Below are 24,435 nucleotides of genomic sequence, written 5' to 3'. Positions count from 1 at the left end.
CCAAGCGCAGCCATTGCCCGGTGCTGATACCCTGTAGCGAGCGTATGGAGGCATCCAGGAGGGCAACCTCGGGGAACAGGTAGAGCATGGACAGTATGATGGAGAATGTAGCGTGACGTTGAGTACCGACCACGAGCCGCAGGCGGAGGCAGCTTTACCCGCCGATCAGGAGAGCGACCTCGATGCGCTGCTCAACAGCCATTTTGCCGGCCGGGTGGTGCGCAAGGATCTGACCCAGCGGGTCAAGGAAGGCGCCAACGTGCCGGTATATGTGCTGGAGTATCTGCTTGGCATGTACTGCGCGTCTGACGATCCTGAGGTGATTGACCAGGGGCTGGACAACGTCAAGCAAATCCTCGCCGATAACTACGTGCGCCCTGACGAAGCCGAGAAGATCAAGTCGCTGGTGCGTGAGCGCGGCAGCTATAAAGTCATCGACCGGGTCGCAGTGCGCCTGAACGATAAAAAGGACCGCTACGAGGCCGCCTTCGGTAACCTGGGCATCAAGGACGCCGAGATTTCTGCGGGCATCGTCAAGGAGCACGAAAAGCTGCTGGTCGGCGGTATCTGGGTGATAGCCACCCTGAGCTATTACCATGAAGAAGGGCAGAATGGCTCACCGTTTGGCGTGAGCCAGCTCAAGCCCATCCAGATGCCGCACATGAACATGGATGAGCTTTTTGACGGGCGTCGCGCCTTTACCACTCAGCAGTGGCGCGAGGGGCTGATGCGCGCTATCGGCATGGAGCCAGCGGAGTTGGATGCCGAAGTCCAGTGGCACCTGCTGGCGCGGATGATTCCGTTTGTCGAGAACAACTACAACGTCTGCGAGCTGGGTCCGCGCGGGACCGGCAAGAGCCATATCTATAAGGAATGTTCGCCCAACAGCATTCTGGTCTCCGGCGGCCAAAGCACGGTGGCCAACCTGTTCTATAACATGAGCACGCGGCGCATTGGCCTGGTAGGCATGTGGGATCTGGTGGCCTTTGACGAGGTGGCGGGTATCTCGTTCAAGGACAACGACGGCGTGCAGATCATGAAGGATTATATGGCGTCGGGGTCCTTCGCCCGGGGCCGCGAGCAGATGGAAGCGTCGGCGTCCATGGTGTTTGTCGGCAACATCAACCAGAGCGTGGAGTCGCTGGTGAAAACCAGCCACCTGCTGACGCCGTTTCCCGAAGCGATGATCGACGCCGCGTTCTTTGACCGCTTCCATGCCTATATTCCCGGCTGGGAAATTCCCAAGATGCGGCCGTCTTTCTTCACCCAGCGCTACGGGTTCATCGTTGACTATCTGGCCGAATACTTCCGCGAGATGCGCCGCCGCAGCTTTGCCGATGCTATTGATGTCTACTTCCGCCTGGGCGACAACCTCAACCAGCGCGACGTGATTGCCGTGCGCAAGACGGTATCCGGGCTGCTCAAGCTGCTGTTCCCGCACGGGGAGTACCAAAAAGACGATGTGCGCGATTGCCTGGAGTACGCCTTGCAGGTACGCCGCCGCATCAAGGAGCAGTTGAAAAAGATCGGCGGCATGGAGTTTTACGACGTCCATTTCAGCTACATCGACAAGGACACCCTGGAAGAGCACTTTGTGTCGGTCAAAGAGCAGGGCGGCGGCGGGCTGATCCCCGACGGGCTGGGCAACCCCGGCGTGATACATACCATTGGACTTAGCGAAAAAGGCATGCCCGGGGTTTACCGCATCGAAATGCAGGTCACCGCCGGCAGTGGCAAGCTTGCCATGTCAGGCCTGGGCAGCTCCATGGAGGCCAAGGAACAGGTCAAACTGGCGTTCGACTACTTCAAGGCCAACGCTGGGCGTATCAGCGGCTCGCGCAAGGTGCTGGAGCATGACTTCCATTTGCACGTGGTTGATTTGCAGAACACCGGCACGCTGCGCGAATTGTCGTTGGCAAGCCTGGTGGCGTTTTCTTCGGCGCTGCTGGGCAAGCCCGCGCAAAGCCAGATGGTTGTTCTCGGCGACATGAGCCTGGGTGGCAACCTCAAGAAGGTCGACAACCTGGCGGAATGCCTGCAGGTCGCGTTTGACGCCGGCGGCAAGCGCGTCACCCTGCCCATGGCCAGCGCCGCAGACATCGCCACGATTCCGGCCGAGCTGTTCACCAAGTTTCAGACCAGCTTTTACTCGGAGCCGGTGGACGCCGTGGTGAAGGCGCTCGGGGTGGAGTAGCCGAGCCTCCCCAGGTAAGGCTCAACTGCAGAAGAAAAGATGACAATGCCATGTGAGCGGATAAGTGCCGTGATTTCACGCTCAGGAGTTTTTGCAATAGCACTCTCAGGATGTCCTCACTGTTAGGGTTATCCGCAGGCAAGCACATCCACTGCTGCGTCAATATTATTCTCGGCGCCGCTAATCACGAGACATGATCATGAGTATCGAACCTGAACTGATTCAGAGCCCTTTGGGGCAAACCATCACACGCGATGGTCATACCCTGCAGTGTAGTGGCATACATTTTTAGCTCTCGGCATCCCGCTGACGAACCAAGCTATCGATCCATTCATCAACCTCTTGCTCCACCCACGCTTTGCTACGCGTGCCGATGCTGACAGGCGGAGGAAAATCCCCCGCCTCCATGAGCCGGTAGAGTCCCGAACGGCTTAGCGCGCATTTTTGCAGAACTTCGGGCTGTCGCAGTAGGGCCATGTGACCTCCTAATAGATGGATGTTTCTTCGGCATACATCAGCTAATAAGAGGGTCGCGCTGAGATTTTTGCCCTACTGCATAAATTTTTGTAACTATTTAGCTCATGCCGCCTGATCCAGCTCGTCCTCTCGCATGAAGGCAGGCACCTCACCGGCAAACAGTTGCTCCAGCGCCGTGTGCGCCGCCAGGCCCTGTTTAACGGCCGTCGAGAGGAAACTGCGCATCCGACAGAAGATCTCCGCCCCCTCCCACGAGCGGAAACAGCCCGAGATCTTCTGCTGGACCTTTGTCATCCGCAGGTCGCGCTCTCCCTGGTTGTTGGTGAAGGGAACGGCAGGATCCTCGAGGAAGCGCAGCACGTCATCCTCATACGCCCGGAGGCGTTCGAGCAGGTTGCGCGCTTTGGTGCGCCTGGTGCGCCCACGGGTTCCGGGGGGTGGCCTGGCCGGTGGCGGACATTCGGCCTCACCCTCCGCCAGGCAGTCCCGGTAGCGAACTCGCCAGCGCTGCGCCTCGTCTGACGGGAGGCTGCCTCCCGCCTCATCAACGGCGCGATTCATGGCCAACAGCCGATCATGCAGCGACGTCGCCCAGGTTTGCTGGTCGTGGTCCCGGACGCCGGTCAGTTCGCGAAGGTGATGGGCATTGCACAGCGCGTGCCGGCAATCGTGGTAGCGGTAATAGGGCTTCCAATGATCATGCACCAGTACTCCCTGGACGTAAGGCAGGATGCCGATGGCGTCCATGGCCTCCTGGCCGCGCTTTGCATGAGGCGCCAGGTAGGTCAAGGCCTCATTCGAGGCGCAATGCAGCCAGTAGCGCTTGCCACCGACCTGCATCCCGGTTTCATCGGCATGCACGGTAGCCGCTTCACGTAGCGCCGGGATCACCCACTCGGCAAAGGGCTCGGCTCGTCGGCAGGCCTCCTGGTTGAAGGCAAACAGGGTGCCGGTGCTCAGTGACAGGCCATACTGCGACGTCAGCAGCTCCCGAATGCGCGCATAAGGCAGCAGCTGGTATTGGGAGAGATAGACGGCATGCGCCTTGAGACGCGGGCCATACTGGATCGGGCGGGTCACGCCGTCGGGAAACGGCGCTACATGGCGTTGGCCCCGATCATCTTCCAGCACCTCGGCCTGGTACTCGGTCACCACCGACTGGATCACGATGTCCTGGACCTGACGCTTCTCAACGCCGACCGAGTGATACGCTCTCCCCTTGTTGGGCAGAGTGCGGCGATCGACGCGCAACGACACGACCTCATCGGGGTCGGTGACCGGCTCCAGCGTCCTGCCTTCGTGACCCGGTTGCCCGCCGGGGCGACGCTCGCCCTTTGCCCGGGAGCGGCGTTGGCGGTTGAGGTCCTGTGACGGCGGCTTGCTGCTATTGCGGCTGCTGGTCGCCAGCCGGTCCGACATCAACTTGACCAGCAGCATCAGGACGTCGATCGCGGCGCGCAGCGAAGGAGAGACCGTGCGGTCTTCCTTGAGCTGCTGACGGACCTGCTCGAGGGCCTCGTCGACGTTGATATCGCTGATGGTCATGTTGCCTGCTGGGTGGGGGAGTCGAATGACGGTACTATGCCTGAAGGAACAGCGGGTTGGCGAGTCTCATCCGACGCCACCTGAATAGTTACAAATTTTTTTCAATTTGACTGGAACCGCAACGCTATGAGGCGCTTGCAAAACGCCACATCTGCTTCATATAGGCTCGCGTGAGCGGTGGTTTCAAACGTCAATGAGCCGGAACCTGCCATTAGACCTTCAGCAGATAAGGCCGTGCTACCAGGCGCAGTGTCATTAGCTGGCGGTGCCATGTCGGGTCCCGATGGCTGTATGTCAGGTGACGCGGCTACAGAAACTTTCGCCAAATTTTTACCCGGCTGGAAGCCTTTTTCCGCGGACATTCAACAGCGCATTTCCGACAGCAGATCTGTTGAGGCTGAGCCGGTGGGAGCTGGCGCGCTGGGTAGTGCTGCCGACGTAGACGATGCCGGTGCGCGCCATAAAAAGCCGAGCGCGCCGGCCGTGAAGCTGTAGCTAGGCGAGTCGAGGCTTGGGTATGCCCCGCGCCATGAATGCAGAGGAAGGACTCTGAAGTGCTAAATAATTATGCGGGCCTCAAAATTTAGGCCGATGATGGGTCTACTAAGTTCTCCAAATAATCAGCCCAGGCCTGCAGCATCTCCCGCCGCTGATCGAGATATTTGGTACGGTTGTAGGCGCGTCCGTTAGCGTCTTTCACGGTATGCGCCAGCTGCTGCTCAATAATGTGCTCTGGAAAATTTAGCTGCTCGGCTAAGATAGTACGTGCCATGGCGCGAAAGCCGTGGGCGGTCATCTCGCCCTTGAACCCCATTCTATCTAATGCGGCTTTCAGCGTAGCGTTGCTCATTGGGCGCTGATCGCTACGTGCCCCGGGAAAAACAAATTCTGAACGCCCGGTGAGGCCGTGAAGGTCTCGTAGGATTTTTACTGCCTGCGTTGGGAGGGGCACGATAAGAGGCTGCCCTGTTTTGCTCACATGGAAAGACCAGGTTTCTTTTTCCAGATCAAAGTCAGCCCATTTCGCCTGCCGTAATTCCCCCGGCCGAGTGAAAACCAGCGGCGCTATTTTGAGAGCGGCAATGGTCGCAGGTTGGCCACCGTAGCCTTCTATGGCGCGTAACAGGACAGCGACTTCTTCTGGATCAGTAATCGCAGCATGATGCCGCGTATTGCTTGATCGGAGAGCATCACGCAAGTCTGGAGTTGGGTCACGCTCCGCTCGTCCTGTGGCAATGCCGTATCGGAATATTTGGCCGCACAATGTTTTTACGCGATGGGCAGTCTCAATGTGGCCGCGTGCTTCGATGCGACGCAGGCAATCCAGCAGTTCGGGCGGCGTGATCTTGGCCAGCGGGCGCTTGCCGATAATCGGAAAAGCGTCACGTTCCAGCCGGCGTTTGTTGCGCATGTAATGTGCGGGCACCACATCGTGCTGATGAACCTGCTCAAGCCATTCCATGCCAACAGCGCCAAAAGTGTTGGCTGATGCATCTACACCTTGCTGGTGAGCAATGCGCTTGGCCGTGCTGGGGTCTATATCTTCAGCGAGCTGGCGTTTTGCATCGTCGCGGACTTCGCGTGCCGATGCCAGCGATACGTTTGGATATACGCCGATAGACAGACGCTTTTCCTTACCGCCGTAGCGATACTTCATGCGCCAGTACTTGCTGCCGGTTTTAGCTACCTCCAGGTATAGGCCACCACCGTCGGGCATCCTGTAGATTTTTTCCTGGGGCTTGGCTGCCTTGATGGCCGTAGCCGTTAGCTTATTAATTTGGCGACTCATTGGGGGCACCTTGGGGCGAATTTTGGCTTATGCCCCCAAGGGAAAGCAGGTCTTGGCACAAAGCGCATGGGCGTTAAGCCCGTGGTTCTGGGCTTTGTGCCTTTTACTTCCATTTGGGGGCATCAGCATATTGATCTCGACGTTATGCCCCCATTTATGCCCCCAGGCAGGTGGGGTGTCAAGAATCATTTTGGGACGTCCAGACACAAGAAAGGGGCCCGGAGGCCCCTGTTCATGCGGTTTGTGGAACGTTTTGGTGCTTCCTGAAACCTGATGTTGGTGGAGGCGGCGGGAATTGAACCCGCGTCCGCCGATACTCGCCCATTGGCTCTACATGCTTAGATTTCGTCTTTTGTTTTAGCGCGACCGACTCCGACGATCAGGATTCAGTCACGCGAGCCTTCCAAAGTTTAACAGTCGACGTGAAGGCGCCGCCAACTGCGATCCTGTCAGTTTTAGCTCGTATCTCCGCTGCCATGAACAGGCACATGGCTTTGGAGCCGGACAAGAAGCTAGCAGTTTTTACGCTGCCAGCGCGCCCTGAGCGTAGTTTTCGTCGTTTGCGACTATTTTTCGTGATGTTGAATTTACGAGATACATCACACTCTCGGCATGCACCGCAGGGGTTGTCATCAGCGTCGAGACCATGTCGCCCCCTTAACGTGTGAGCATTCTAACGTGCTCACTGCTCATTGACCAGCTATCCTTTGTTTTGTTCCCGCATGATGCGACCTTTTTGCCGCTGCCAGTCGCGGGCTTTTTCGGTAGCGCGCTTGTCGTGCTGTTTTTTGCCGCTGACCAGCGCCAGTTCACACTTGACCAGATTACGTTTCCAGTACAGCTTGAGCGGCACGCAGGTATGGCCCTTGTCTTGGGTTACGGAGAAAATCTTGGCGATTTCCTTGCGGTGCAAGAGCAGCTTGCGGGTGCGCGTGGGATCGGCAGTCTCATGGGTGCTGGCGGTGTCCAGCGGCATGATGTGGCTGCCCAGCAGCCAGGCCTCACCTCGACGCACGAGAATGTAGGTGTCGGTAAGCTGGGCCTTGCCCGCACGCAGACTTTTGACCTCCCAGCCGGCAAGCGCAAGCCCGGCTTCGAACGTCTCGTTGATGTGGTATTCAAAGCGCGCCTTTTTGTTCTGGGCAATAACGCTGCTGCCCGGCCCTTTTTTGGTTTTCCCCTTCTTCGTGGCCATGTCACCTCGTCATTGATCAGTGGGTTGCCCTTCGTGAATGGAAAAGGCGTGGTACCATCTGTGAAAATTTGCCCCAATGATACGCCTTGGGCACTGTGAAGTCAGCGGAGAGGTCAATGCCAACCGTGAATCGTTCCGCCTTGGTGCGGCATACGCCCCAGCAAATGTTTGAGCTGGTGAACGACTTTGAGCAATACCCGCAGTTTTTACCCGGCTGCCGCCGTGCTCGCCTGCTTGAGCGTGACGAGACTCATCTGGTGGGGGAGATGACGCTCGGGCGCGCCGGTGTCGAGCAGACCATTACCACGCGTAATGATCTTTATGCCCCTGAGCGAATCGAAATGTCGCTGGTGAAAGGGCCGTTCAAGCGGCTCAAGGGGCGCTGGCAGTTTATTGCGGTAGACGATGCCATGTGCCAGGTCAGTCTGGAGATGGAGTTCGAGTTTGCCAACCGTCTTTTGAGTATGGCGTTTGGCAAGCTGTTTCAGCAGATTGCCGTTCAGCTGGTGGATTCGTTTACCCGCCGTGCCGATGAGCTCTACGGCCGCTGATCGGTATGCAGCCGTCTAATGTCCGGGCAAGCTCAGCGGAAAAGGCTGCGCTAGAAAGCGAAAAAGCGGAAAGTGACGAGGAGCCAGGTGTGCCAACAGGCCGATTACTGCATATTGAGGTGGCGTTTGCCCTGCCGTGCCGGCAGCGGCTGATCAGCCTTGAGGTTGAGCCGCACACCACCGCAGCCGAGGCGGTTGAGCGGGCTAATTTGCCCGGCCTTTTTCCTGAAGTGCCGGACGCTATTTTTCGCCAGCCGGCGATAGGCATTTTTGGCAAAGCACTCCGTGCGCCACACAGCTACCGGCTGCGTGACGGTGATCGCGTAGAGGTTTATCGCCCGCTTGTGATCGACCCCAAGGCTGCCAGGCAGGCCAGGGCTCAGCGTCAGCGCGACCGTTAGCGCGGCGCGCTGGCCGGCCCGGCATCCGGCGTTGGCACCTGGGTGCTTTCCTTGGGTAGCGTATTCAGCGGATCGACCTTGTTAGCGGCGCCCGGAGTGGTGTTCACGTTCAGAGGTAGATCATCGGCAATGGCGCCATCTTTTTCCATGTTGATCAGCTGGCCGGCATCGTTGAACGTCAGCGTGACGCGCCGGGTCTCAACGTCACCGTAGGCCTTGTCCAGCTGGAACACGTAGTCCCATTCGCGGGCATCAAACGGTGCCTTGAGCAAGGGGCTGCCCATGATGCGTGTGACCTGACGCTGGCTCATGCCGCTGTGCAGCTGCTGAACCATCTCTTGGGTGACCAGGTTGCCCTGGGGAATGTCGCGTTTATAGATTCCCAGGCTGCTGCAGCCGCTTACGCTGGCCAAGGTAAGGGAAAAAGCGATGATTCTCGTCAGTTTTTGCATTTGCGCCTGTTCTTCACTATCGTGGTTTTGGTCGATCATAACCGACCTAACCTGCTACTGCGAAGAGTGATCATGGCCGACCAGAATAATGAACTGCGTAAAGCCGGGCTGAAAGTGACCCTGCCGCGAGTCAAAATCCTGCAGATTCTCGAAAACGCTTCGGGTCAGCATCACTTAAGCGCTGAAGAAGTTTATAAAACGCTGATTGATGCGGGCGAGGATGTAGGGCTGGCCACCGTCTATCGGGTGTTGACTCAGTTCGAGTCGGCTGGGCTGGTTATTCGTCACAATTTTGACGGCGGGCATGCCTTGTTCGAGATGGCCCAGGAAGAACATCATGACCACATCGTTTGCCTGGAAAGCGGCGAAATCTTCGAATTCATGGATGAAGTGATCGAGCGGCGTCAGCAGGAAATCGCAGAAGAGCACGGTTTTGAACTCATCGATCACGCGCTTGTGCTATACGTGCGCCCACGCGGCTCGGACAGCATGCGTCAGGAAAGCGTGCCACGGCCAAGAGGCGTTGCGCCAAAAAAGTAGCCTCGGGGCTCATTTTTCTAGCACCATGCAAAACCTTTCCAAGATGATGCAAACGGCAGGCTGCGGCCTGCCGTTTTTGCGTGTTAACGCCTGTGTTCGTTAACAGCGTCCCACAGTGCCCGGAGTCTGGGGCTTTTCAGGCGGCGGTTCAGCATACAAAGTCCGACATCGTAGTGGGGCAGCTCTGGTTTGACGCTGAGCACCCGAACGCGATCTGCCAGGGGGCTGTTATCCAGCACGATTTGTGGCACAACGCCCACGCCAAACCCCAGCCCCACCATGCTGACAATGGCTTCATGGCCGGCTACCTGGGCGTAGATGTGCGGGATAATCCCCAGCGCCTTGAACCAGGTATCGGTGTACTCGCGTGACAGGCCGGCCTCGGACAAGATCATGGGAACGTCGCGCCACTGCGCTGCGGTTGAACTTTCCGGGCGGTGCGGCAGCCAGCTCAAAGCTGCGCTTGGGACAATAAACACAAGCGGCGAGCGCGTGAGTGATTTAAACCCCAGCGCCGCTGGCGGATGCCGAGGTCTTGGCGTAATCGCCATATCGTCGCTTCCGAATAGCACTCGACTCATGGCCTCCGCCGGGTCCCCTGTGCGCAGCTTTAATTCAATCCCCGGATGCTGGCGGCGAAAATCGCTGAGCAGAGTGTATAGAAAGCTGTAGCTTGCGGTGACCGAGCAGTAAATACTGATAGAGCCGGTGAGTTTTTCGGCCTCATCGGCCAGAGAGCGCTTAACGGCTTCCCACTGTTCCAGTGTCTCACGGGCGTAACGCTGAAATGTCAGTCCCTGTCGCGTTAGGGCCACGTGGCGATTGTCGCGCTCGAAAAGCGTTGCCGACAAGGTGTTTTCCAGCTGCTGTATGGAGCGGCTAAGCGTTGACGGGCTGATGTGACACAGCTCGCTGGCGCGGCCGAAATGGAGTGTGTCAGCGAGCAGCATAAAGTGGTGCAGCGTGCGAAAATCCATGGCGGCTCCGTGTTGCTATATTTGCAATGTTATATTGCAAATATAGCGTTTTACGCAATAGCGGTGGTGGCGTAGAGTCAGTGGCATGCCGTAGCGCTTGCTGCCTTGCAAGCCAGGCAGCGTAAAAGGGTGTTTTTCGAACCTTTTCTGTGCACGCTGTTGACACTGATTATACCGTTCTGGAGTTTCTGCTATGCGCGTTTATTATGATAAAGACTGCGATTTGTCACTTATCCAGGCAAAAAAGGTTGCGATCGTGGGGTATGGTTCTCAGGGGCACGCCCATGCTAACAACCTCAAGGAATCCGGCGTGGACGTTACCGTAGCGCTGCGCGAAGGCTCTGCGTCTGCCGCTAAAGCTGAAGCTGCCGGGCTGAAGGTGGCAACCGTCGCTGAGGCGTGCAAAGCCGCTGACGTGGTCATGATGCTGGCGCCGGATGAAAACCAGAAAGCCATTTATGAAAACGAGATGGCGCCTAACCTGAAGGAAGGCGCCACGCTGGCATTTGCCCACGGGTTTAACGTCCATTACAACCAGATTGAAGCGCGTAGCGATCTGGATGTTGTCATGATTGCGCCCAAGGCGCCGGGCCATACCGTGCGCAGTGAATTTGTGCGGGGCGGGGGTATTCCGGACCTGATCGCAGTTCATCAAAACGCATCGGGCAATGCCAAAGAGCTCTCGCTGTCCTATGCAGCGGGCATCGGCGGCGGCCGTAGCGGCATCATCGAAACCACCTTCCAGGATGAGACGGAAACCGACCTGTTCGGCGAGCAGGCCGTGCTCTGCGGCGGTACCGTCGAGCTGGTCAAGGCAGGCTTCGAGACCCTGACGGAAGCAGGCTATGCGCCGGAAATGGCATACTTTGAGTGCCTGCACGAGCTCAAGCTGATCGTCGACCTGATGTATGAAGGCGGCGTGGCCAACATGAACTACTCCATCTCCAATAACGCAGAGTACGGTGAATACGTTACCGGGCCCAAGGTGATTAACGAAGAGTCACGCGCAGCCATGCGCAAGGCGCTGAAGGATATTCAGACCGGCGAATACGCCAAGATGTTTATCACTGAAGGCGAGACGAACTACCCTTCCATGACCGCGCGCCGTCGCCTCAACGCCGAGCACGAAATGGAAAAGGTCGGTGCCAAGCTGCGTGGCATGATGCCCTGGATTGCTGCCAATCAGCTGGTGGATAAAGAGAAGAACTAAGCCAAGTCGCTTCGCTTAGCGATAGGCGGCCGCGATATGGCGGCGTATCAAGGCGCGCACGGCACGACCGTGCGCGCTTTTTTGCGTTTTGCGCTCAAAGGTTTGGGGCCTTGCCGATGATGGGTGCGTTGCTGCCATGTAGAATGCAAACTGGGACGCAACAGATTTTTATTTCAGAGGGGAGGCCACTCATGAGTCAGGATGTTCACTGTGGTGCAGGGTATTTGCTATGACTGAAGAGAATCGTGATAGCGTGCCGTCCTCGGCATCCCGCGACGATCAGGCGGGCACTCGGCGCAACAAAGACCTTGCCGCTGCCTTCATGCGAGAGACCGAGGTGGTAGAAGAATCCATGGAAGGCGGGGAGAAAGTGCGTCGCAAAGGCATTTATCTGCTGCCCAATTTGTTTACCACCTCGGCGCTGTTCTCCGGATTTTTTGCCGTAGTGGCGGGTATTAACGGCGATTTTTCAGCGGCTGCCGTGGCAATCTTTATCGCCATGGTGCTGGACGGTCTGGACGGCCGCGTGGCGCGTATGACCAATACGCAAAGCGAGTTCGGCGCTGAATATGACAGCCTGGCCGATATGCTTTCGTTCGGCATGGCCCCGGCGCTGGTGGCCTTTACCTGGATTTTACAGGATATCGGCAAGACCGGCTGGGTGGTGGCATTTTTGTACGTCGCCTGTGCGGCACTGCGCTTGGCGCGCTTCAATGTGCAGATTGGCAGCGTGGATAAAAGATGGTTTATCGGGCTGCCTAGTCCTTCGGCCGCGGCGCTGGTGGCGGCAAGCGTATGGACATTTAACAGCTTTGAAGCCAATGAGCTGGGTTTTAAGCTATTGATGCTGGGGCTGGTAGCCGCCGCCGGGATCCTGATGGTGAGCAACGTGCGCTATTACAGCTTCAAGGATATTGACTTCAAAAAGCCGGTGCCTTTTGTCGTGCTGTTAGCGGTTGTGCTGGGCTTTGTGATGATTTCCGTCGAGCCTTCTGTCATGCTGCTGCTGCTCTTTGGCGCTTACGTTGCGTCAGGGCCAGTTCAGGCAGTGATGCGTAAGTTAAAACCCGGGCAATAATTTATTTCCTGCCATCCCTTGCCAAACGCCGCCTCAGCCCGTAGAGTACGCATCCGCTGCAGGCGACGCCAAGCGTTGCCCGCGGTGAAAGGCCCAAAAAAGGCCTTGGGTGTCAACAATTTATGCGAGTTTAAAATCGTGGCGGTTTAAAGAATCGCAGTTGACAACCACTTCAAGGCGTGTAGAATACGCCTTCCTCGCAGCAGAGACGGCAAGTCATCGCCGTTTTGCAGGCCGACATAACGGCCTTGCGAGACGCTCTTTAACAAGTTGATCAGGTAATTCATGTGGGCGCTTGCCTGAGTGGGTGACAAATCACCTATTATCAAGGCAAGTGTCTCGTCAAAAACCTTCGGGTTTTGTTTGAGACGTTTGAAACCTTGAGCCAAGATTGATTCGCTTTTTCCAACGCCCTCGGGCGGCGGAAAGCAAGAATCACAATGATTTTAAACTGAAGAGTTTGATCATGGCTCAGATTGAACGCTGGCGGCAGGCTTAACACATGCAAGTCGAGCGGAAACGATGGAGTGCTTGCACTTCAGGCGTCGAGCGGCGGACGGGTGAGTAACGCATAGGAATCTGCCCGGTCGTGGGGGATAACCTGGGGAAACTCAGGCTAATACCGCATACGTCCTACGGGAGAAAGGGGGCTTTGGCTCCCGCGATCGGATGAGCCTATGTCGGATTAGCTGGTTGGTGAGGTAACGGCTTACCAAGGCAACGATCCGTAGCTGGTTTGAGAGGATGATCAGCCACATCGGGACTGAGACACGGCCCGAACTCCTACGGGAGGCAGCAGTGGGGAATATTGGACAATGGGCGAAAGCCTGATCCAGCCATGCCGCGTGTGTGAAGAAGGCCCTCGGGTTGTAAAGCACTTTCAGTGAGGAAGAACGCGGTCGGGTTAATACCCCGGCCGAAAGACATCACTCACAGAAGAAGCACCGGCTAACTCCGTGCCAGCAGCCGCGGTAATACGGAGGGTGCAAGCGTTAATCGGAATGACTGGGCGTAAAGCGCGCGTAGGCGGCTTGATAAGCCGGTTGTGAAAGCCCCGGGCTCAACCTGGGAATCGCATCCGGAACTGTTGGGCTAGAGTGCAGGAGAGGAAGGTAGAATTCCCGGTGTAGCGGTGAAATGCGTAGAGATCGGGAGGAATACCAGTGGCGAAGGCGGCCTTCTGGACTGACACTGACGCTGAGGTGCGAAAGCATGGGTAGCAAACAGGATTAGATACCCTGGTAGTCCATGCCGTAAACGATGTCGACCAGCCGTTGGGGTCCTTGAGACCCTTGTGGCGAAGTTAACGCGATAAGTCGACCGCCTGGGGAGTACGGCCGCAAGGTTAAAACTCAAATGAATTGACGGGGGCCCGCACAAGCGGTGGAGCATGTGGTTTAATTCGATGCAACGCGAAGAACCTTACCTACCCTTGACATCCTCGGAACTTGGCAGAGATGCCTTGGTGCCTTCGGGAACCGAGAGACAGGTGCTGCATGGCTGTCGTCAGCTCGTGTTGTGAAATGTTGGGTTAAGTCCCGTAACGAGCGCAACCCTTGTCCCTATTTGCCAGCGATTCGGTCGGGAACTCTAGGGAGACTGCCGGTGACAAACCGGAGGAAGGTGGGGACGACGTCAAGTCATCATGGCCCTTACGGGTAGGGCTACACACGTGCTACAATGGCCGGTACAAAGGGCAGCGAGCTTGCGAAAGTCAGCGAATCCCGTAAAGCCGGTCTCAGTCCGGATCGGAGTCTGCAACTCGACTCCGTGAAGTCGGAATCGCTAGTAATCGTGCATCAGAATGGCACGGTGAATACGTTCCCGGGCCTTGTACACACCGCCCGTCACACCATGGAAGTGGACTGCACCAGAAGTGGTTAGCCTAACTTCGGAAGGCGATCACCACGGTGTGGTTCGCAACTGGGGTGAAGTCGTAACAAGGTAGCCGTAGGGGAACCTGCGGCTGGATCACCTCCTTAATCGATGCGTCACCCGCTCGGCAAGTGCCCACAATGAATTACCTGATCAAGTAAACAGAGCACAAACGGTAGCCCGTGCCACAGGCATCGCGGTTATTCCGGGTCTGTAGCTCAGTTGGTTAGAGCGCACCCCTGATAAGGGTGAGGTCGGCAGTTCGAGTCTGCCCAGACCCACCAGCTTGCGTAGTACCGCGTCGGTGTACACAAGTTTTGGTGGCAAGCCATGCCGCATGGCAATCACTGGGGCCTTAGCTCAGCTGGGAGAGCGCCTGCCTTGCACGCAGGAGGTCAGCGGTTCGATCCCGCTAGGCTCCACCATTTCCTTGCCGTTTGTTGTCCCGTGACCACTGATAAGCGACGGCCGCTTGGCCGTGCTTATCACTGTTCACTGAACAGTCGCTCTTTAACAAGGTATATCAAGCTGATAAACGATCATTTCCGACGAAATGATCATGTGATACGTCTCAAGCGTATCCGGCAATCGTTGTCATTGCGACCCCGACTCCTTCGGGTTATAGGGTCAAGCAATGAAGCGCACACGGTGGATGCCTAGGCAGCCAGAGGCGATGAAAGACGTGGAAGCCTGCGATAAGGCTCGGCGAGGTGGCAAACAACCTGCGACCCGGGCATCTCTGAATGGGGAAACCCACTCACCACAAGGTGAGTATCGTATTCTGAATACATAGGAATACGAGGCGAACCGGGGGAACTGAAACATCTCAGTACCCCGAGGAACAGAAATCAACCGAGATTCCCCCAGTAGCGGCGAGCGAACGGGGAGCAGCCCTTAAGCGCGTGGCCGATTAGACGAAGGCGTTGGGAAACGCCGCCATAGCGGGTGATAGCCCCGTAGTCGAAAATCCAAACGCGTGAAATCGAGTAGGTCGGGGCACGTGTAACCTTGACTGAAGACGGGGGGACCATCCTCCAAGGCTAAATACTCCTGGCTGACCGATAGTGAACCAGTACCGTGAGGGAAAGGCGAAAAGAACCCCGGAGAGGGGAGTGAAATAGATCCTGAAACCGTGTGCGTACAAGCAGTGGGAGCAGACTTGTTCTGTGACCGCGTACCTTTTGTATAATGGGTCAGCGACTTATTGTCCGTAGCGAGCTTAACCGACTAGGGGAGGCGTAGGGAAACCGAGTCTTAACAGGGCGTCGAGTTGCTGGCAATAGACCCGAAACCGGGCGATCTACCCATGGCCAGAGTGAAGGTTGCGTAACAGCAACTGGAGGCTCGAACCCACGTATGTTGAAAAATGCGGGGATGAGCTGTGGGTCGGAGTGAAAGGCTAATCAAGCCCGGAGATAGCTGGTTCTCCTCGAAAGCTATTTAGGTAGCGCCTCACGTATCACCGCCGGGGGTAGAGCACTGTTTCGGCTAGGGGGTCATCCCGACTTACCAACCCGAGGCAAACTCCGAATACCGGTGAGTGCAGCGTGGGAGACACACAGCGGGTGCTAACGTCCGTTGTGGAAAGGGCAACAACCCAGACCGTCAGCTAAGGTCCCCAAATCCTGGTTAAGTGGGAAACGATGTGGGAAGGCTCAGACAGCTAGGAGGTTGGCTTAGAAGCAGCCATCCTTTAAAGAAAGCGTAATAGCTCACTAGTCGAGTCGGCCTGCGCGGAAGATGTAACGGGGCTAAACCAGGTACCGAAGCTACGGACGCATCCTTCGGATGCGTGGTAGAGGAGCGTCGTGTAAGCCGATGAAGGGGAGTTGAGAAGCTCGCTGGAGGTATCACGAGTGCGAATGCTGACATGAGTAACGATAAAGGGCGTGAAAAACGCCCTCGCCGGAAGACCAAGGGTTTCTGTTCGACGCTAATCGAAGCAGAGTGAGTCGGCCCCTAAGGCGAGGCCGAAAGGCGTAGTCGATGGGAAACGGGTCAATATTCCCGTACCGGATCGTATTGCGATGAGGGGACGAAGAAGGCTAGGTGAGCCAGGCGACGGTTGTCCTGGTGAAAGTCCGTAGGCTGAGCCGCCAGGCAAATCCGGCAGCTCAAGGCCGAGAGACGAGACGAAGACACCACGGTGTTGAAGTCATTGATGCCACGCTTCCGGGAAAAGCCTCTAAGCACCAGATACGATGCGACCGTACCCCAAACCAACACAGGTGGTCAGGGTGAGAATCCCCAGGCGCTTGAGACAACTCGGGTGAAGGAACTAGGCAAAATGGTGCCGTAACTTCGGGAGAAGGCACGCCGCCGGTACGTGAAACCCCTCGCGGGCGGAGCGGAAGGCGGTCGAAGATACCAGGTGGCTACAACTGTTTACTAAAAACACAGCACTCTGCCAACGCGCAAGCGGACGTATAGGGTGTGACGCCTGCCCGGTGCCGGAAGGTTAAGTGATGACGTTAGGTTCGCCGAAGCGTTTGATCGAAGCCCCGGTAAACGGCGGCCGTAACTATAACGGTCCTAAGGTAGCGAAATTCCTTGTCGGGTAAGTTCCGACCTGCACGAATGGCGTAATGATGGCCACGCTGTCTCCACCCGAGACTCAGTGAAATTGAAATCGCCGTGAAGATGCGGTGTACCCGCGGCCAGACGGAAAGACCCCGTGAACCTTTACTATAGCTTCACACTGGACGCTGATGTTGCCTGTGTAGGATAGCTGGGAGGCTTGGAACCCCGGTCGCCAGACCGGGGGGAGCCACCCTTGAAATACCAGCCTGGCATCATTGGCGTTCTCACTCTGATCCGTGATCCGGATCGAGGACCGTGTGTGGTGGGTAGTTTGACTGGGGCGGTCTCCTCCCAAAGCGTAACGGAGGAGCACGAAGGTACCCTCAGCACGGTCGGACATCGTGCAGTGAGTGCAAGAGCACAAGGGTGCTTGACTGCGAGACAGACACGTCGAGCAGGTGCGAAAGCAGGTTCTAGTGATCCGGTGGTTCTGTATGGAAGGGCCATCGCTCAACGGATAAAAGGTACTCCGGGGATAACAGGCTGATACCGCCCAAGAGTTCACATCGACGGCGGTGTTTGGCACCTCGATGTCGGCTCATCACATCCTGGGGCTGAAGTCGGTCCCAAGGGTATGGCTGTTCGCCATTTAAAGTGGTACGCGAGCTGGGTTTAGAACGTCGTGAGACAGTTCGGTCCCTATCTGCCGTGGGCGCAGGATGTTTGCGAAGGGCTGCTCCTAGTACGAGAGGACCGGAGTGGACGACCCTCTGGTGTGCCGGTTGTCACGCCCGTGGCATTGCCGGGTAGCTAAGGTCGGACGGGATAACCGCTGAAAGCATCTAAGCGGGAAGCCTCCTTCAAGATGAGACATCCCCGAGGCCTCGAGCCTCCTGAAGGGCCCAGCAAGACGAGCTGGTGGATAGGCACGGTGTGGAAGCGCTGCAAGGCGTTGAGCTAACGTGTACTAATGGCCCGTGAGGCTTGACCCTATAACACCCAAGGGGTCGGGTTGCAGGACAACGACCGGATACAAGAGACGTATCGCACAGCTTGATAAACCACCAGTTACGCCTGACGGCCATAGCGAGCGGGAACCACCTGATCCCTTGCCGAACTCAGCAGTGAAACCGTTCAGCGCCGATGGTAGTGTGGGGCCTCCCCATGCGAGAGTAGGACATCGTCAGGCATCAATACGCAGAAAACCCGGCCAAGCGCCGGGTTTTTTGTGTGCGCGTAAGGTTTGTGTGCAGAATTTGTGTAAAGTTTTCTGCCTGATTCTGTCCGGGCGTGTCACCACTCGATCGGCTTGCCATCCCAGTCCCAGAAACTGCCGGTATCTTCCGGGGTGCGCGCTGCCATAACGTCAATCAGGCACTGCGCCACAAACGCCGGTGAGAACAGCTTGCCTGGCGGCACCCGGGTTTGGAACGGCTCGGAAAGCGGCGTATTGGTCGTGCCGGGGTGCAAACATAGCACAATAGATGCCTTGTTCAGGCGGGCCAGTTCAATGGATGCCGTTTTCATCAGCATGTTGTGTGCGGCTTTACTGGCCCGGTAGCTATACCAGCCGCCAAAGCCGTTATCACTGATGGAGCCGACGCGCGCTGACAGGCTCGCAAAAATTGCAGGATGTTTTCCCTTAAGAGAAGGCTTGAGTGCTGCCAGAAGCAATATAGGCGTTGAGGCGTTCACGTGCATCAAATGAGCCAGCGCATCGGCACTAAGCTGCTCCAGGCGCTTTTCCGGATGTATATCAAGAGACTCATCGTGTAGCGTGCCAATCGCATTGAACAGCAGGTGCACAGGTTGACCGTCAAGGTGCTCTCGTAACGCCTTGCGATCATTTTGTTGCGTCACATCCAAAGCGAGCGTCGTCACGCGCGCATCGTGATGATCCAAAGAAGGCGTGGTAGAGCGGCTGACTGCAATGAGCCTACCCAGCTGGGGAGACGCGAGCAGGGCTTTGGCTATGGCGTTTCCGATACCGCCGCTGGTACCGGTGACCACCGCGGTATAGGCGTCAGGTAGGTGGCTAAACATGCTGTTCCTTAATAAAAACGCTACATTTCCGTTATTATTGAAGCTCTTTGTTTAGCATCTGTCCAGTTTAGTGCGGTTTCAGGCTATGCTGAAAGCGTCAGGCTGAGGCGCTGATTCTTCCTGACTGAGCACTATTGCGGCCGTCAGGCGTGTAGAGCGTTTTCTCGGCAAGCCGGTGTATATAATCGAGCATACGCTGGTTGTGTGTCATGCGCAGCGAAACCATCTGACCGACCTGCTCGTTCATGCGTGCGACGCGCTCGCTTTTTTCCAGCAGCGCCTGCCAGCTGCGAGCGCAGCCGGCATCCGTTGCCGATTGCCGAGCGCCGTCGGGGCTATCCGGATAGCCGAGCCGCTTTTGTACGCTGTGCCGCAGCGTTTCCATGCTCTCAAGCTCGGCGAGCAGCGTTTGTTTATCCTCGGCAATACGGGCCAGACGGCTACCGTCAATGTGGCCCTGTGTCAAAAGGCTCCGTTCGTGTTCCATCAGGGCGATCAGCTTATCCAAACGTGTTTGCTGATCGGAAAGCAGACGAGCAAGGCTCATGGATCCATCTCCTGTCGTAGTCTGTGTGCCCTGCGGTTATTGCGTGTCAAGGCTGTTGATGAGTCCTTCGGCAATGCGCTCGGCGTGTATTTCGAGTTTTCCATCGCGGATGGCCGAACGTATTTCTTCGACTCTAAGCGTATCGATGTCTTGTGTCGTATCAACGTGCTGCTGTCGAATATGAGACACGCCCGACGACGGCGGCTGAGAGGCTGCGGATGCCTCTCGCTGGGCCTTTTGAGGCTCACCGCGCTGCGGGGCCTGGCCGGGGCTGGGCGGTATGTTGATATGGCTGATTTTCACGCTGTGTGCCTCCCGTTAACGGTCATGGCGCCGGGGCGCCAGCTATCTCAGCGTATCGGCTAAGCGGGTGAAAACTTTAGTGCCAAATTCAAAAACCAATGGCCAGCCGGCCCTCACCGACTACGCGGGCATTGAGGATTTCGCGTCGTGCCAGGCGCACGCGAATGGTCTCCCCTTGACTGCCGTCTTCCATGGCCTTGCCTTCTCGGGTGACGCGAAACCCTTTGCCCTGGGCCATAACCGTGACGGCATCGCCGCGCCTGATCAGTAGCGGAGCGCGAACGTCCTGCTGTTGAAAGCTGCTGCCGCGGCGAATTGGACGACGCGCCTCTTTACCCACAACCTCCTCCACGGTGATGAGCGTGCGTGAGGAAAGATCGCCGAGATTGCCGGACTGTTTGCGGACCAGCCCTTTTGTGAGACGAGTGCCGCGTGATATGTCCTCAGCTGCAACGACGTATTGACCGATAACATCCACTTTTGCCTGCACGTAGCGTACTTGGCGATGCTGCGAGCCACAGCGTACACCCACGGTAACCCGGCCTAGAGGCGACCTGTCGGCATCAGGAAGGAACGGTTCAGGGTTTACGCAGGCAGGCAGATGAGGAGACGGAGGGCGCACTTCAATCATGATGTCGTCGCCCAGCGTGCGAGCGCGCTGATGGAGAAACTGCTGTATATCCTGCATCAGCGCGTCGCTGCTGGCCGATGCCGTGGACGCTGCTAACACAGCGGATGCCGCGAGCACGGTGAATGCCGCAAGACCGTATCCCGTTAAATATGAGAGGATACGGCGCCGGCGTGCGGCTTTCGGAGGCAGCCGGGCGAACAAGGATGGAAGCATAGTGGATGCCAGTTCGTAGAGCGTGTTGGGCTTGGTTTGAACGTGCCGGGGCAGCAGTAGTCGCTAGTATAAGAAAACGCACGGGGAAGCATCGCCTGAAATAATGGTCCAGGAAATGCCTGTTTGATGCTTTGGCGTGACAGAGCAGAGAGTATGGTAGAGCATCAGCAAATTCCGTTTTATTTTTCGAGAGCACCGGGATGATTGATCAGCTTGAGTCTGCCTTTACCTTCCAGCAGCAGGCGCTGTCGCTGCGCAAGGCGCGCCACGACGTATTGGCCGCCAATATTGCCAATGCCGATACCCCGAACTACAAGGCGCGGGATATTGACTTTGCCAGCGAGCTGAAAAAAGCCGGCGAATCTGCCAGCCAGGGCGGCCTGTCGCTTGCGCGGACCTCAGAGCGCCACCTGCCCGGGCAAGGGCAGGCCTGGGGCGGTGCGCAGCAGAGCCGTTTACTCTATCGCATTCCTGATCAGCCAAGCCTTGATGGCAATACGGTGGATATGGACCGTGAACGCTCGGCGTTTGCCGATAACGCCGTTAATTATCGGGTGGGGCTATCCATGATCAACAGCCGCATCCAGGGGCTCAAAAAGGCCATGCAGCCGGAATAAGCCGTTTGAAGACACAGGGAGATCGCAATGTTTTCCGCGTTTGATATTGCCGGCTCGGCGATGAGCGCACAGTCGCAGCGAATGAACGTAACCGCCAGCAACATGGCCAACGCTGACAGCGTAGCCGGCCCTGACGGTGAGACCTACCGCGCCAAGCAGGTGATGTTTGAGACGCAGGCGCAAAACAACCGCTACCAGGTGGGCGGGGTCAAGGTTACGGAAGTCGTCGAAGATACCTCGCCGTTGCGCATGGAGTACATGCCCAATCATCCGGCGGCAGACGAGGAAGGCTATGTTGCCAAGCCCAACGTTGAGCCCGCCCAGGAAATGGTCAATATGATCTCTGCTTCACGTTCCTATCAGGCCAACGTGGAAGTGTTCAACACCAGCAAGCAAATGCTGATGCAAACGCTGCGTCTCGGCCAAGGGTAAACCATGAATATCGATCCGAGTGTTCTCAACAACGTTAATACGCAAAGCGGCGGTCCGAAGCTTAACCAGGGCCAGTCGGGCGAGCTGCGGGAAAGCTTTCTGACCATGCTGATTACTCAGCTGCAAAACCAGGATCCCATGGATCCGATGAAAAACAAGGACATGACCGCACAGCTTGCCCAGATCAATACCGTCAGCGGCATCGAGCAGCTCAACGACACGCTCAACGGCATTACCCAGCAAGTAGATGCCTCACAGATGCTCCAGGCCTCGGGGTTGATCGGCAATGCTGTGCTGGTACCCGGTAATAACGTCAAGGTGAGCACGGGTGAAGAAGGGAAGACCCATACGACGCCGTTCGGTATCGAGCTGGAAAGTCCGGCCAGCCGGGTTGAAGTCACTTTGACCAACCAAAGCGGTGAAGTCGTTGCCACCCGAGAGATCAAAAATGTCAAAGCGGGCGTGGAATCCTTTAGCTGGGACGGCCAGACCGACGGCAAGGAGGCAGCACCGGACGGTGCCTACAACGTTTCGTTGAACGCCTTCAACGCTGACGGTGAAGAAATGCCGTCAACGGCGCTGAACTATGCCCTGGTGCAGGGCGTGACGCCGGCCACCGCCAACGAGGATGTGCGCCTTGATCTGGGCGGCGTCTACGGCCAGGTCGCCATGAACGACATCAAACAGATTCTCTAAACGCCGCGTCGCCGGTACAGGCCGGTACGATTTTGGTTTGAGCTATTTTCAGGGGAAACAAGCATGAGCTTTTCACAGGCACTCAGCGGCCTTAACGCGCAGCGGGAAAAACTTGGTGCCATCGGCAACAACATCGCCAACTCGCAAACCGTGGGCTTTAAAAGCTCTGAGGTGCAGTTTGCCGACGTGTTCGCTCAGTCGCGTATTGGTCTGGGAACGAAAGTTTCCACCACGTTGCAAAACTTCAATCAGGGCAATATCGAATCGTCCGGCCGTAATATGGACTTGGCGATTGCCGGCGATGGTTTTTTCCGTTTTCAGCAGCCCAGCGGTGAAGTCGGCTACTCGCGCAACGGCCAGCTGACGCTGACCGCTGACGGTAACCTGGTGAACGCCCAGGGTGCAAAAATCATGGGTTACAGCGCGGATGCCAACGGCGAAGTGCAGCCCGGCGGAGATGTCGAAGCACTTACCGTTGATTCGAGTGGTCTCGAAGCCAGCGCGACGACAGGCCTAGATATATCGCTCAATCTCGATGCGGGAGAAGGGAAGTTAAAGCCAACATTTACGGCGCAAGATATTGCTAATGGCTTGGACCCTAGCGAATATTCCTTTTCGACCAACGCCACGGTTTACGACTCCCAAGGCAGTGCGCGCAATCTGACGACGTATTTTACCAAAACTGACCCCAACAAGTGGCGAGTGGATGCGCGGATGTCGGGTGGGCCTGAAGGTGCGCCGACCTATGCGTTTTCTGATATTGCTGACGGTCAAGACTTTGATTTCACTACCGACGGCCGTCTAAATCCCGACTTTGAACCTTTTGCCATTGACCTAGACAGTCCGCAGGCGGTGATAGATCCGGATGGGAATACTGCTACTAGTGAGTTCGGCGATACGCTCACGTCTCAGCAGATTGAAGTGGACTTTGCCGGTACCAGCCAATATGCCAATGGCTCCACCGTCAACGATATTAGTCAGAACGGCTACACATCCGGCTCATTGGTAGGCACCACCATTCAGGATGATGGCACCATCATGCGTAACTACTCCAACGAGGAGTCGCGCGCGGCAGGTCAAATTGCCCTGGCGGACTTTCGCAACCCGGAAGGCCTGAAGCCTGAAGGGGATAACCTCTGGTCTGCCACCGGCGCGTCCGGCCAGGAGCTGGTGGGCGTACCCGGCAGCGGCCAGCGCGGGCTGATTGAGCCCGGTGCGGTGGAAACGTCCAACGTCGATATGGCCCAGGAGCTGGTGGACATGATCGTCTCCCAGCGCGCCTATCAGGCCAACTCCAACACCATCAGCACGCAGGACGAGCTGCTGCAGACGATTATCAACCTCTAACGCTGCTGTAGTTTCGAGGAGTCAAGCGTGGATCGGATGCTTTATACCGCCATGAGCGGTGCCAAACACAGCATGGATCAGCAATCGGTGGTGAGCAACAATCTCGCCAACGTCTCGACCACCGGGTTTCGCGCCCAGCTGGATGCCGTACGCTCGGTGCCGGTAATGGGCGAGGGCCGCCTGCCTACCCGCACGTCTGCGGTGACCACCACGCCGGCGACCGATTACTCCCAAGGGCCCCTTGAACGCACGGGGCGCACGCTGGACGTAGCCATGAAAGGTGATGCCTGGATGGCGGTGCAGGCCGAAGACGGCAGCGAAACCTATACGCGTCGAGGAGACCTGCAGATTGACGCCGACGGCATTTTGCTTAGCGTTGGCCGGCCGGTCCTCGGCGATGCCGGCCCGATCAACGTGCCCCAGGGATCGGAAGTGTTTATGGGCTCTGACGGCACGCTGAGCGCTATTCCCAGAGGCTCAGGGCCGGAAGCGCTGGTTGACGTGGGGCGCATCAAACTGGTGACGCCGGCGCCCGGTGAGCTTAACCGCGGCGATGACGGCCTGTTTCGCGCGCCGGAAAACGCCGAAGGCGTTCCGGGCGTTCTGGCGGCCGATGACGAAGCGACCCTGGTCAGCGGCACGCTGGAAGGCAGCAACGTCAGCGCCGTGGACGCCATGGTGTCCATGATCGACGTTGCCCGACGCTACGACATGCAAATGAAGGTGATCAGCACCGCAGACGAGAACGCCCAGCGGGCCAACGCCGTGCTTTCGATGCAGGGCTGATCGGCCTTAATGTAAA

The 24,435-nt window shown here is 57.2% G+C and carries 21 protein-coding genes, 2 tRNA genes, 3 rRNA genes and 1 other RNA gene; 16 read left to right on the top strand and 11 right to left on the bottom strand.

The features are described 5' to 3' along the window. Nucleotides 1–112 precede the first annotated feature (112 nt). On the top strand, nucleotides 113–2,194 hold the full coding sequence (gene brxL, locus ACZ415_RS03585; RefSeq protein ID WP_344703251.1) for a protease Lon-related BREX system protein BrxL: 2,082 nt from the start codon (nucleotides 113–115) through the stop codon (nucleotides 2,192–2,194). A gap of 288 nt (nucleotides 2,195–2,482) precedes the next feature. Here the strand turns inward: brxL and ACZ415_RS03580 are convergent, their stop codons facing one another. The 5 genes from ACZ415_RS03580 to smpB form a co-directional block, all read right to left on the bottom strand. Continuing rightward, nucleotides 2,483–2,671, bottom strand: coding sequence for an AlpA family transcriptional regulator (locus ACZ415_RS03580; protein ID WP_344703253.1), 189 nt, complete (start codon nucleotides 2,669–2,671; stop codon nucleotides 2,483–2,485). Nucleotides 2,672–2,773: 102 nt separating this feature from the next. Beyond that, nucleotides 2,774–4,216 carry an IS66 family transposase gene (tnpC, locus tag ACZ415_RS03575; protein WP_464387731.1) on the bottom strand — a complete coding sequence of 481 codons (1,443 nt, stop codon included), beginning with the start codon at nucleotides 4,214–4,216 and terminating at the stop codon, nucleotides 2,774–2,776. A gap of 583 nt (nucleotides 4,217–4,799) precedes the next feature. After that, nucleotides 4,800–6,005 (bottom strand): tyrosine-type recombinase/integrase, encoded by a 1,206-nt coding sequence (locus ACZ415_RS03570; RefSeq protein ID WP_017428894.1) that lies wholly within the window; start codon nucleotides 6,003–6,005, stop codon nucleotides 4,800–4,802. A gap of 277 nt (nucleotides 6,006–6,282) precedes the next feature. Further along, nucleotides 6,283–6,662: a transfer-messenger RNA gene (gene ssrA, locus ACZ415_RS03565) on the bottom strand. A 43-nt stretch (nucleotides 6,663–6,705) separates the two neighbouring features. Further along, entirely contained in the window at nucleotides 6,706–7,200 is a 495-nt protein-coding gene (gene smpB, locus ACZ415_RS03560) for an SsrA-binding protein SmpB (protein WP_344701652.1), read from the bottom strand. A gap of 116 nt (nucleotides 7,201–7,316) precedes the next feature. On the opposite strand from smpB, the gene ACZ415_RS03555 reads away from it, so the two are divergent. Then, on the top strand, nucleotides 7,317–7,751 hold the full coding sequence (locus ACZ415_RS03555) for a type II toxin-antitoxin system RatA family toxin (RefSeq protein WP_344701650.1): 435 nt from the start codon (nucleotides 7,317–7,319) through the stop codon (nucleotides 7,749–7,751). 89 nt (nucleotides 7,752–7,840) lie between these two features. Further along, nucleotides 7,841–8,152, top strand: a complete 312-nt coding sequence (locus ACZ415_RS03550; RefSeq protein ID WP_344701648.1) for an RnfH family protein — start codon at nucleotides 7,841–7,843, stop codon at nucleotides 8,150–8,152. On the opposite strand, the gene ACZ415_RS03545 is transcribed toward ACZ415_RS03550, so the two are convergent. After that, on the bottom strand, nucleotides 8,149–8,643 hold the full coding sequence (locus ACZ415_RS03545; RefSeq protein WP_344701646.1) for an outer membrane protein assembly factor BamE: 495 nt from the start codon (nucleotides 8,641–8,643) through the stop codon (nucleotides 8,149–8,151). The genes ACZ415_RS03550 and ACZ415_RS03545 overlap by 4 nt on opposite strands. 33 nt (nucleotides 8,644–8,676) lie before the next feature. On the opposite strand from ACZ415_RS03545, the gene fur reads away from it, so the two are divergent. Then, the gene (gene fur / locus ACZ415_RS03540; RefSeq protein WP_344701644.1) at nucleotides 8,677–9,144 is read left to right on the top strand and encodes a ferric iron uptake transcriptional regulator; all 468 of its coding nucleotides are present in this window, start codon (nucleotides 8,677–8,679) and stop codon (nucleotides 9,142–9,144) included. Nucleotides 9,145–9,227: 83 nt separating this feature from the next. Here fur and ilvY read toward each other — a convergent pair whose 3' ends face one another. After that, entirely contained in the window at nucleotides 9,228–10,121 is an 894-nt protein-coding gene (ilvY, locus tag ACZ415_RS03535) for an HTH-type transcriptional activator IlvY (protein WP_344701642.1), read from the bottom strand. Nucleotides 10,122–10,314: 193 nt separating this feature from the next. Here ilvY and ilvC point away from each other — a divergent pair, with 193 nt between their 5' ends. The 7 genes from ilvC to rrf all read left to right on the top strand — a co-directional run bounded on the left by ilvC (nucleotide 10,315) and on the right by rrf (nucleotide 17,993). Continuing rightward, nucleotides 10,315–11,331, top strand: a complete 1,017-nt coding sequence (ilvC, locus tag ACZ415_RS03530) for a ketol-acid reductoisomerase (RefSeq protein ID WP_344701640.1) — start codon at nucleotides 10,315–10,317, stop codon at nucleotides 11,329–11,331. Nucleotides 11,332–11,560: 229 nt separating this feature from the next. Further along, on the top strand, nucleotides 11,561–12,409 hold the full coding sequence (gene pssA, locus ACZ415_RS03525; protein WP_344701638.1) for a CDP-diacylglycerol--serine O-phosphatidyltransferase: 849 nt from the start codon (nucleotides 11,561–11,563) through the stop codon (nucleotides 12,407–12,409). 448 nt (nucleotides 12,410–12,857) lie between these two features. Beyond that, nucleotides 12,858–14,391: ribosomal RNA gene (locus ACZ415_RS03520) — 16S ribosomal RNA — on the top strand. Between the two features lie 100 nt (nucleotides 14,392–14,491). Beyond that, nucleotides 14,492–14,568: transfer RNA gene (locus ACZ415_RS03515), tRNA-Ile, on the top strand. A gap of 65 nt (nucleotides 14,569–14,633) precedes the next feature. Continuing rightward, nucleotides 14,634–14,709, top strand: a tRNA-Ala gene (locus tag ACZ415_RS03510). Between the two features lie 200 nt (nucleotides 14,710–14,909). Next, nucleotides 14,910–17,796 (top strand): 23S ribosomal RNA (locus ACZ415_RS03505). An 81-nt stretch (nucleotides 17,797–17,877) separates the two neighbouring features. Then, nucleotides 17,878–17,993, top strand: a 5S ribosomal RNA gene (gene rrf, locus ACZ415_RS03500). The 16S, 23S and 5S rRNA genes sit together here with 2 tRNA genes alongside, the layout of an rRNA operon. Nucleotides 17,994–18,097: 104 nt before the next feature. Here rrf and ACZ415_RS03495 read toward each other — a convergent pair. The 4 genes from ACZ415_RS03495 to flgA form a co-directional block, all read right to left on the bottom strand. Beyond that, entirely contained in the window at nucleotides 18,098–18,847 is a 750-nt protein-coding gene (locus ACZ415_RS03495; protein WP_344703348.1) for an SDR family NAD(P)-dependent oxidoreductase, read from the bottom strand. Nucleotides 18,848–18,944: 97 nt separating this feature from the next. Beyond that, a complete protein-coding gene (locus tag ACZ415_RS03490) occupies nucleotides 18,945–19,394 on the bottom strand; it encodes a flagella synthesis protein FlgN (protein ID WP_344703350.1) in 450 nt (149 codons plus the stop codon). A gap of 36 nt (nucleotides 19,395–19,430) precedes the next feature. Beyond that, a complete protein-coding gene (gene flgM / locus ACZ415_RS03485; RefSeq protein ID WP_344703352.1) occupies nucleotides 19,431–19,697 on the bottom strand; it encodes a flagellar biosynthesis anti-sigma factor FlgM in 267 nt (88 codons plus the stop codon). 88 nt (nucleotides 19,698–19,785) lie between these two features. Then, a complete protein-coding gene (gene flgA, locus ACZ415_RS03480) occupies nucleotides 19,786–20,385 on the bottom strand; it encodes a flagellar basal body P-ring formation chaperone FlgA (RefSeq protein WP_464387751.1) in 600 nt (199 codons plus the stop codon). Between the two features lie 356 nt (nucleotides 20,386–20,741). On the opposite strand from flgA, the gene flgB reads away from it, so the two are divergent. From flgB to ACZ415_RS03455, 5 genes are all read left to right on the top strand, one after another. Next, on the top strand, nucleotides 20,742–21,158 hold the full coding sequence (gene flgB, locus ACZ415_RS03475; RefSeq protein ID WP_344703356.1) for a flagellar basal body rod protein FlgB: 417 nt from the start codon (nucleotides 20,742–20,744) through the stop codon (nucleotides 21,156–21,158). A gap of 21 nt (nucleotides 21,159–21,179) precedes the next feature. Further along, nucleotides 21,180–21,590, top strand: coding sequence for a flagellar basal body rod protein FlgC (gene flgC / locus ACZ415_RS03470; protein ID WP_344703392.1), 411 nt, complete (start codon nucleotides 21,180–21,182; stop codon nucleotides 21,588–21,590). Between the two features lie 3 nt (nucleotides 21,591–21,593). Then, nucleotides 21,594–22,286: a flagellar hook assembly protein FlgD gene (locus ACZ415_RS03465; protein ID WP_344703358.1), complete on the top strand. Its 693-nt coding sequence runs from the start codon at nucleotides 21,594–21,596 to the stop codon at nucleotides 22,284–22,286. Nucleotides 22,287–22,349: 63 nt separating this feature from the next. Then, nucleotides 22,350–23,633: a flagellar hook protein FlgE gene (flgE, locus tag ACZ415_RS03460; protein WP_344703360.1), complete on the top strand. Its 1,284-nt coding sequence runs from the start codon at nucleotides 22,350–22,352 to the stop codon at nucleotides 23,631–23,633. 27 nt (nucleotides 23,634–23,660) lie between these two features. Then, the gene (locus ACZ415_RS03455) at nucleotides 23,661–24,419 is read left to right on the top strand and encodes a flagellar basal body rod protein FlgF (protein ID WP_344703363.1); all 759 of its coding nucleotides are present in this window, start codon (nucleotides 23,661–23,663) and stop codon (nucleotides 24,417–24,419) included. The last annotated feature ends 16 nt before the right edge of the window (nucleotides 24,420–24,435 follow it).

It is taken from the genome of Halomonas cibimaris (assembly GCF_055379665.1).
The sequence above is the reverse complement of the archived record's forward strand: the minus strand, read 5'-3'. Positions and strand labels throughout refer to the sequence as shown.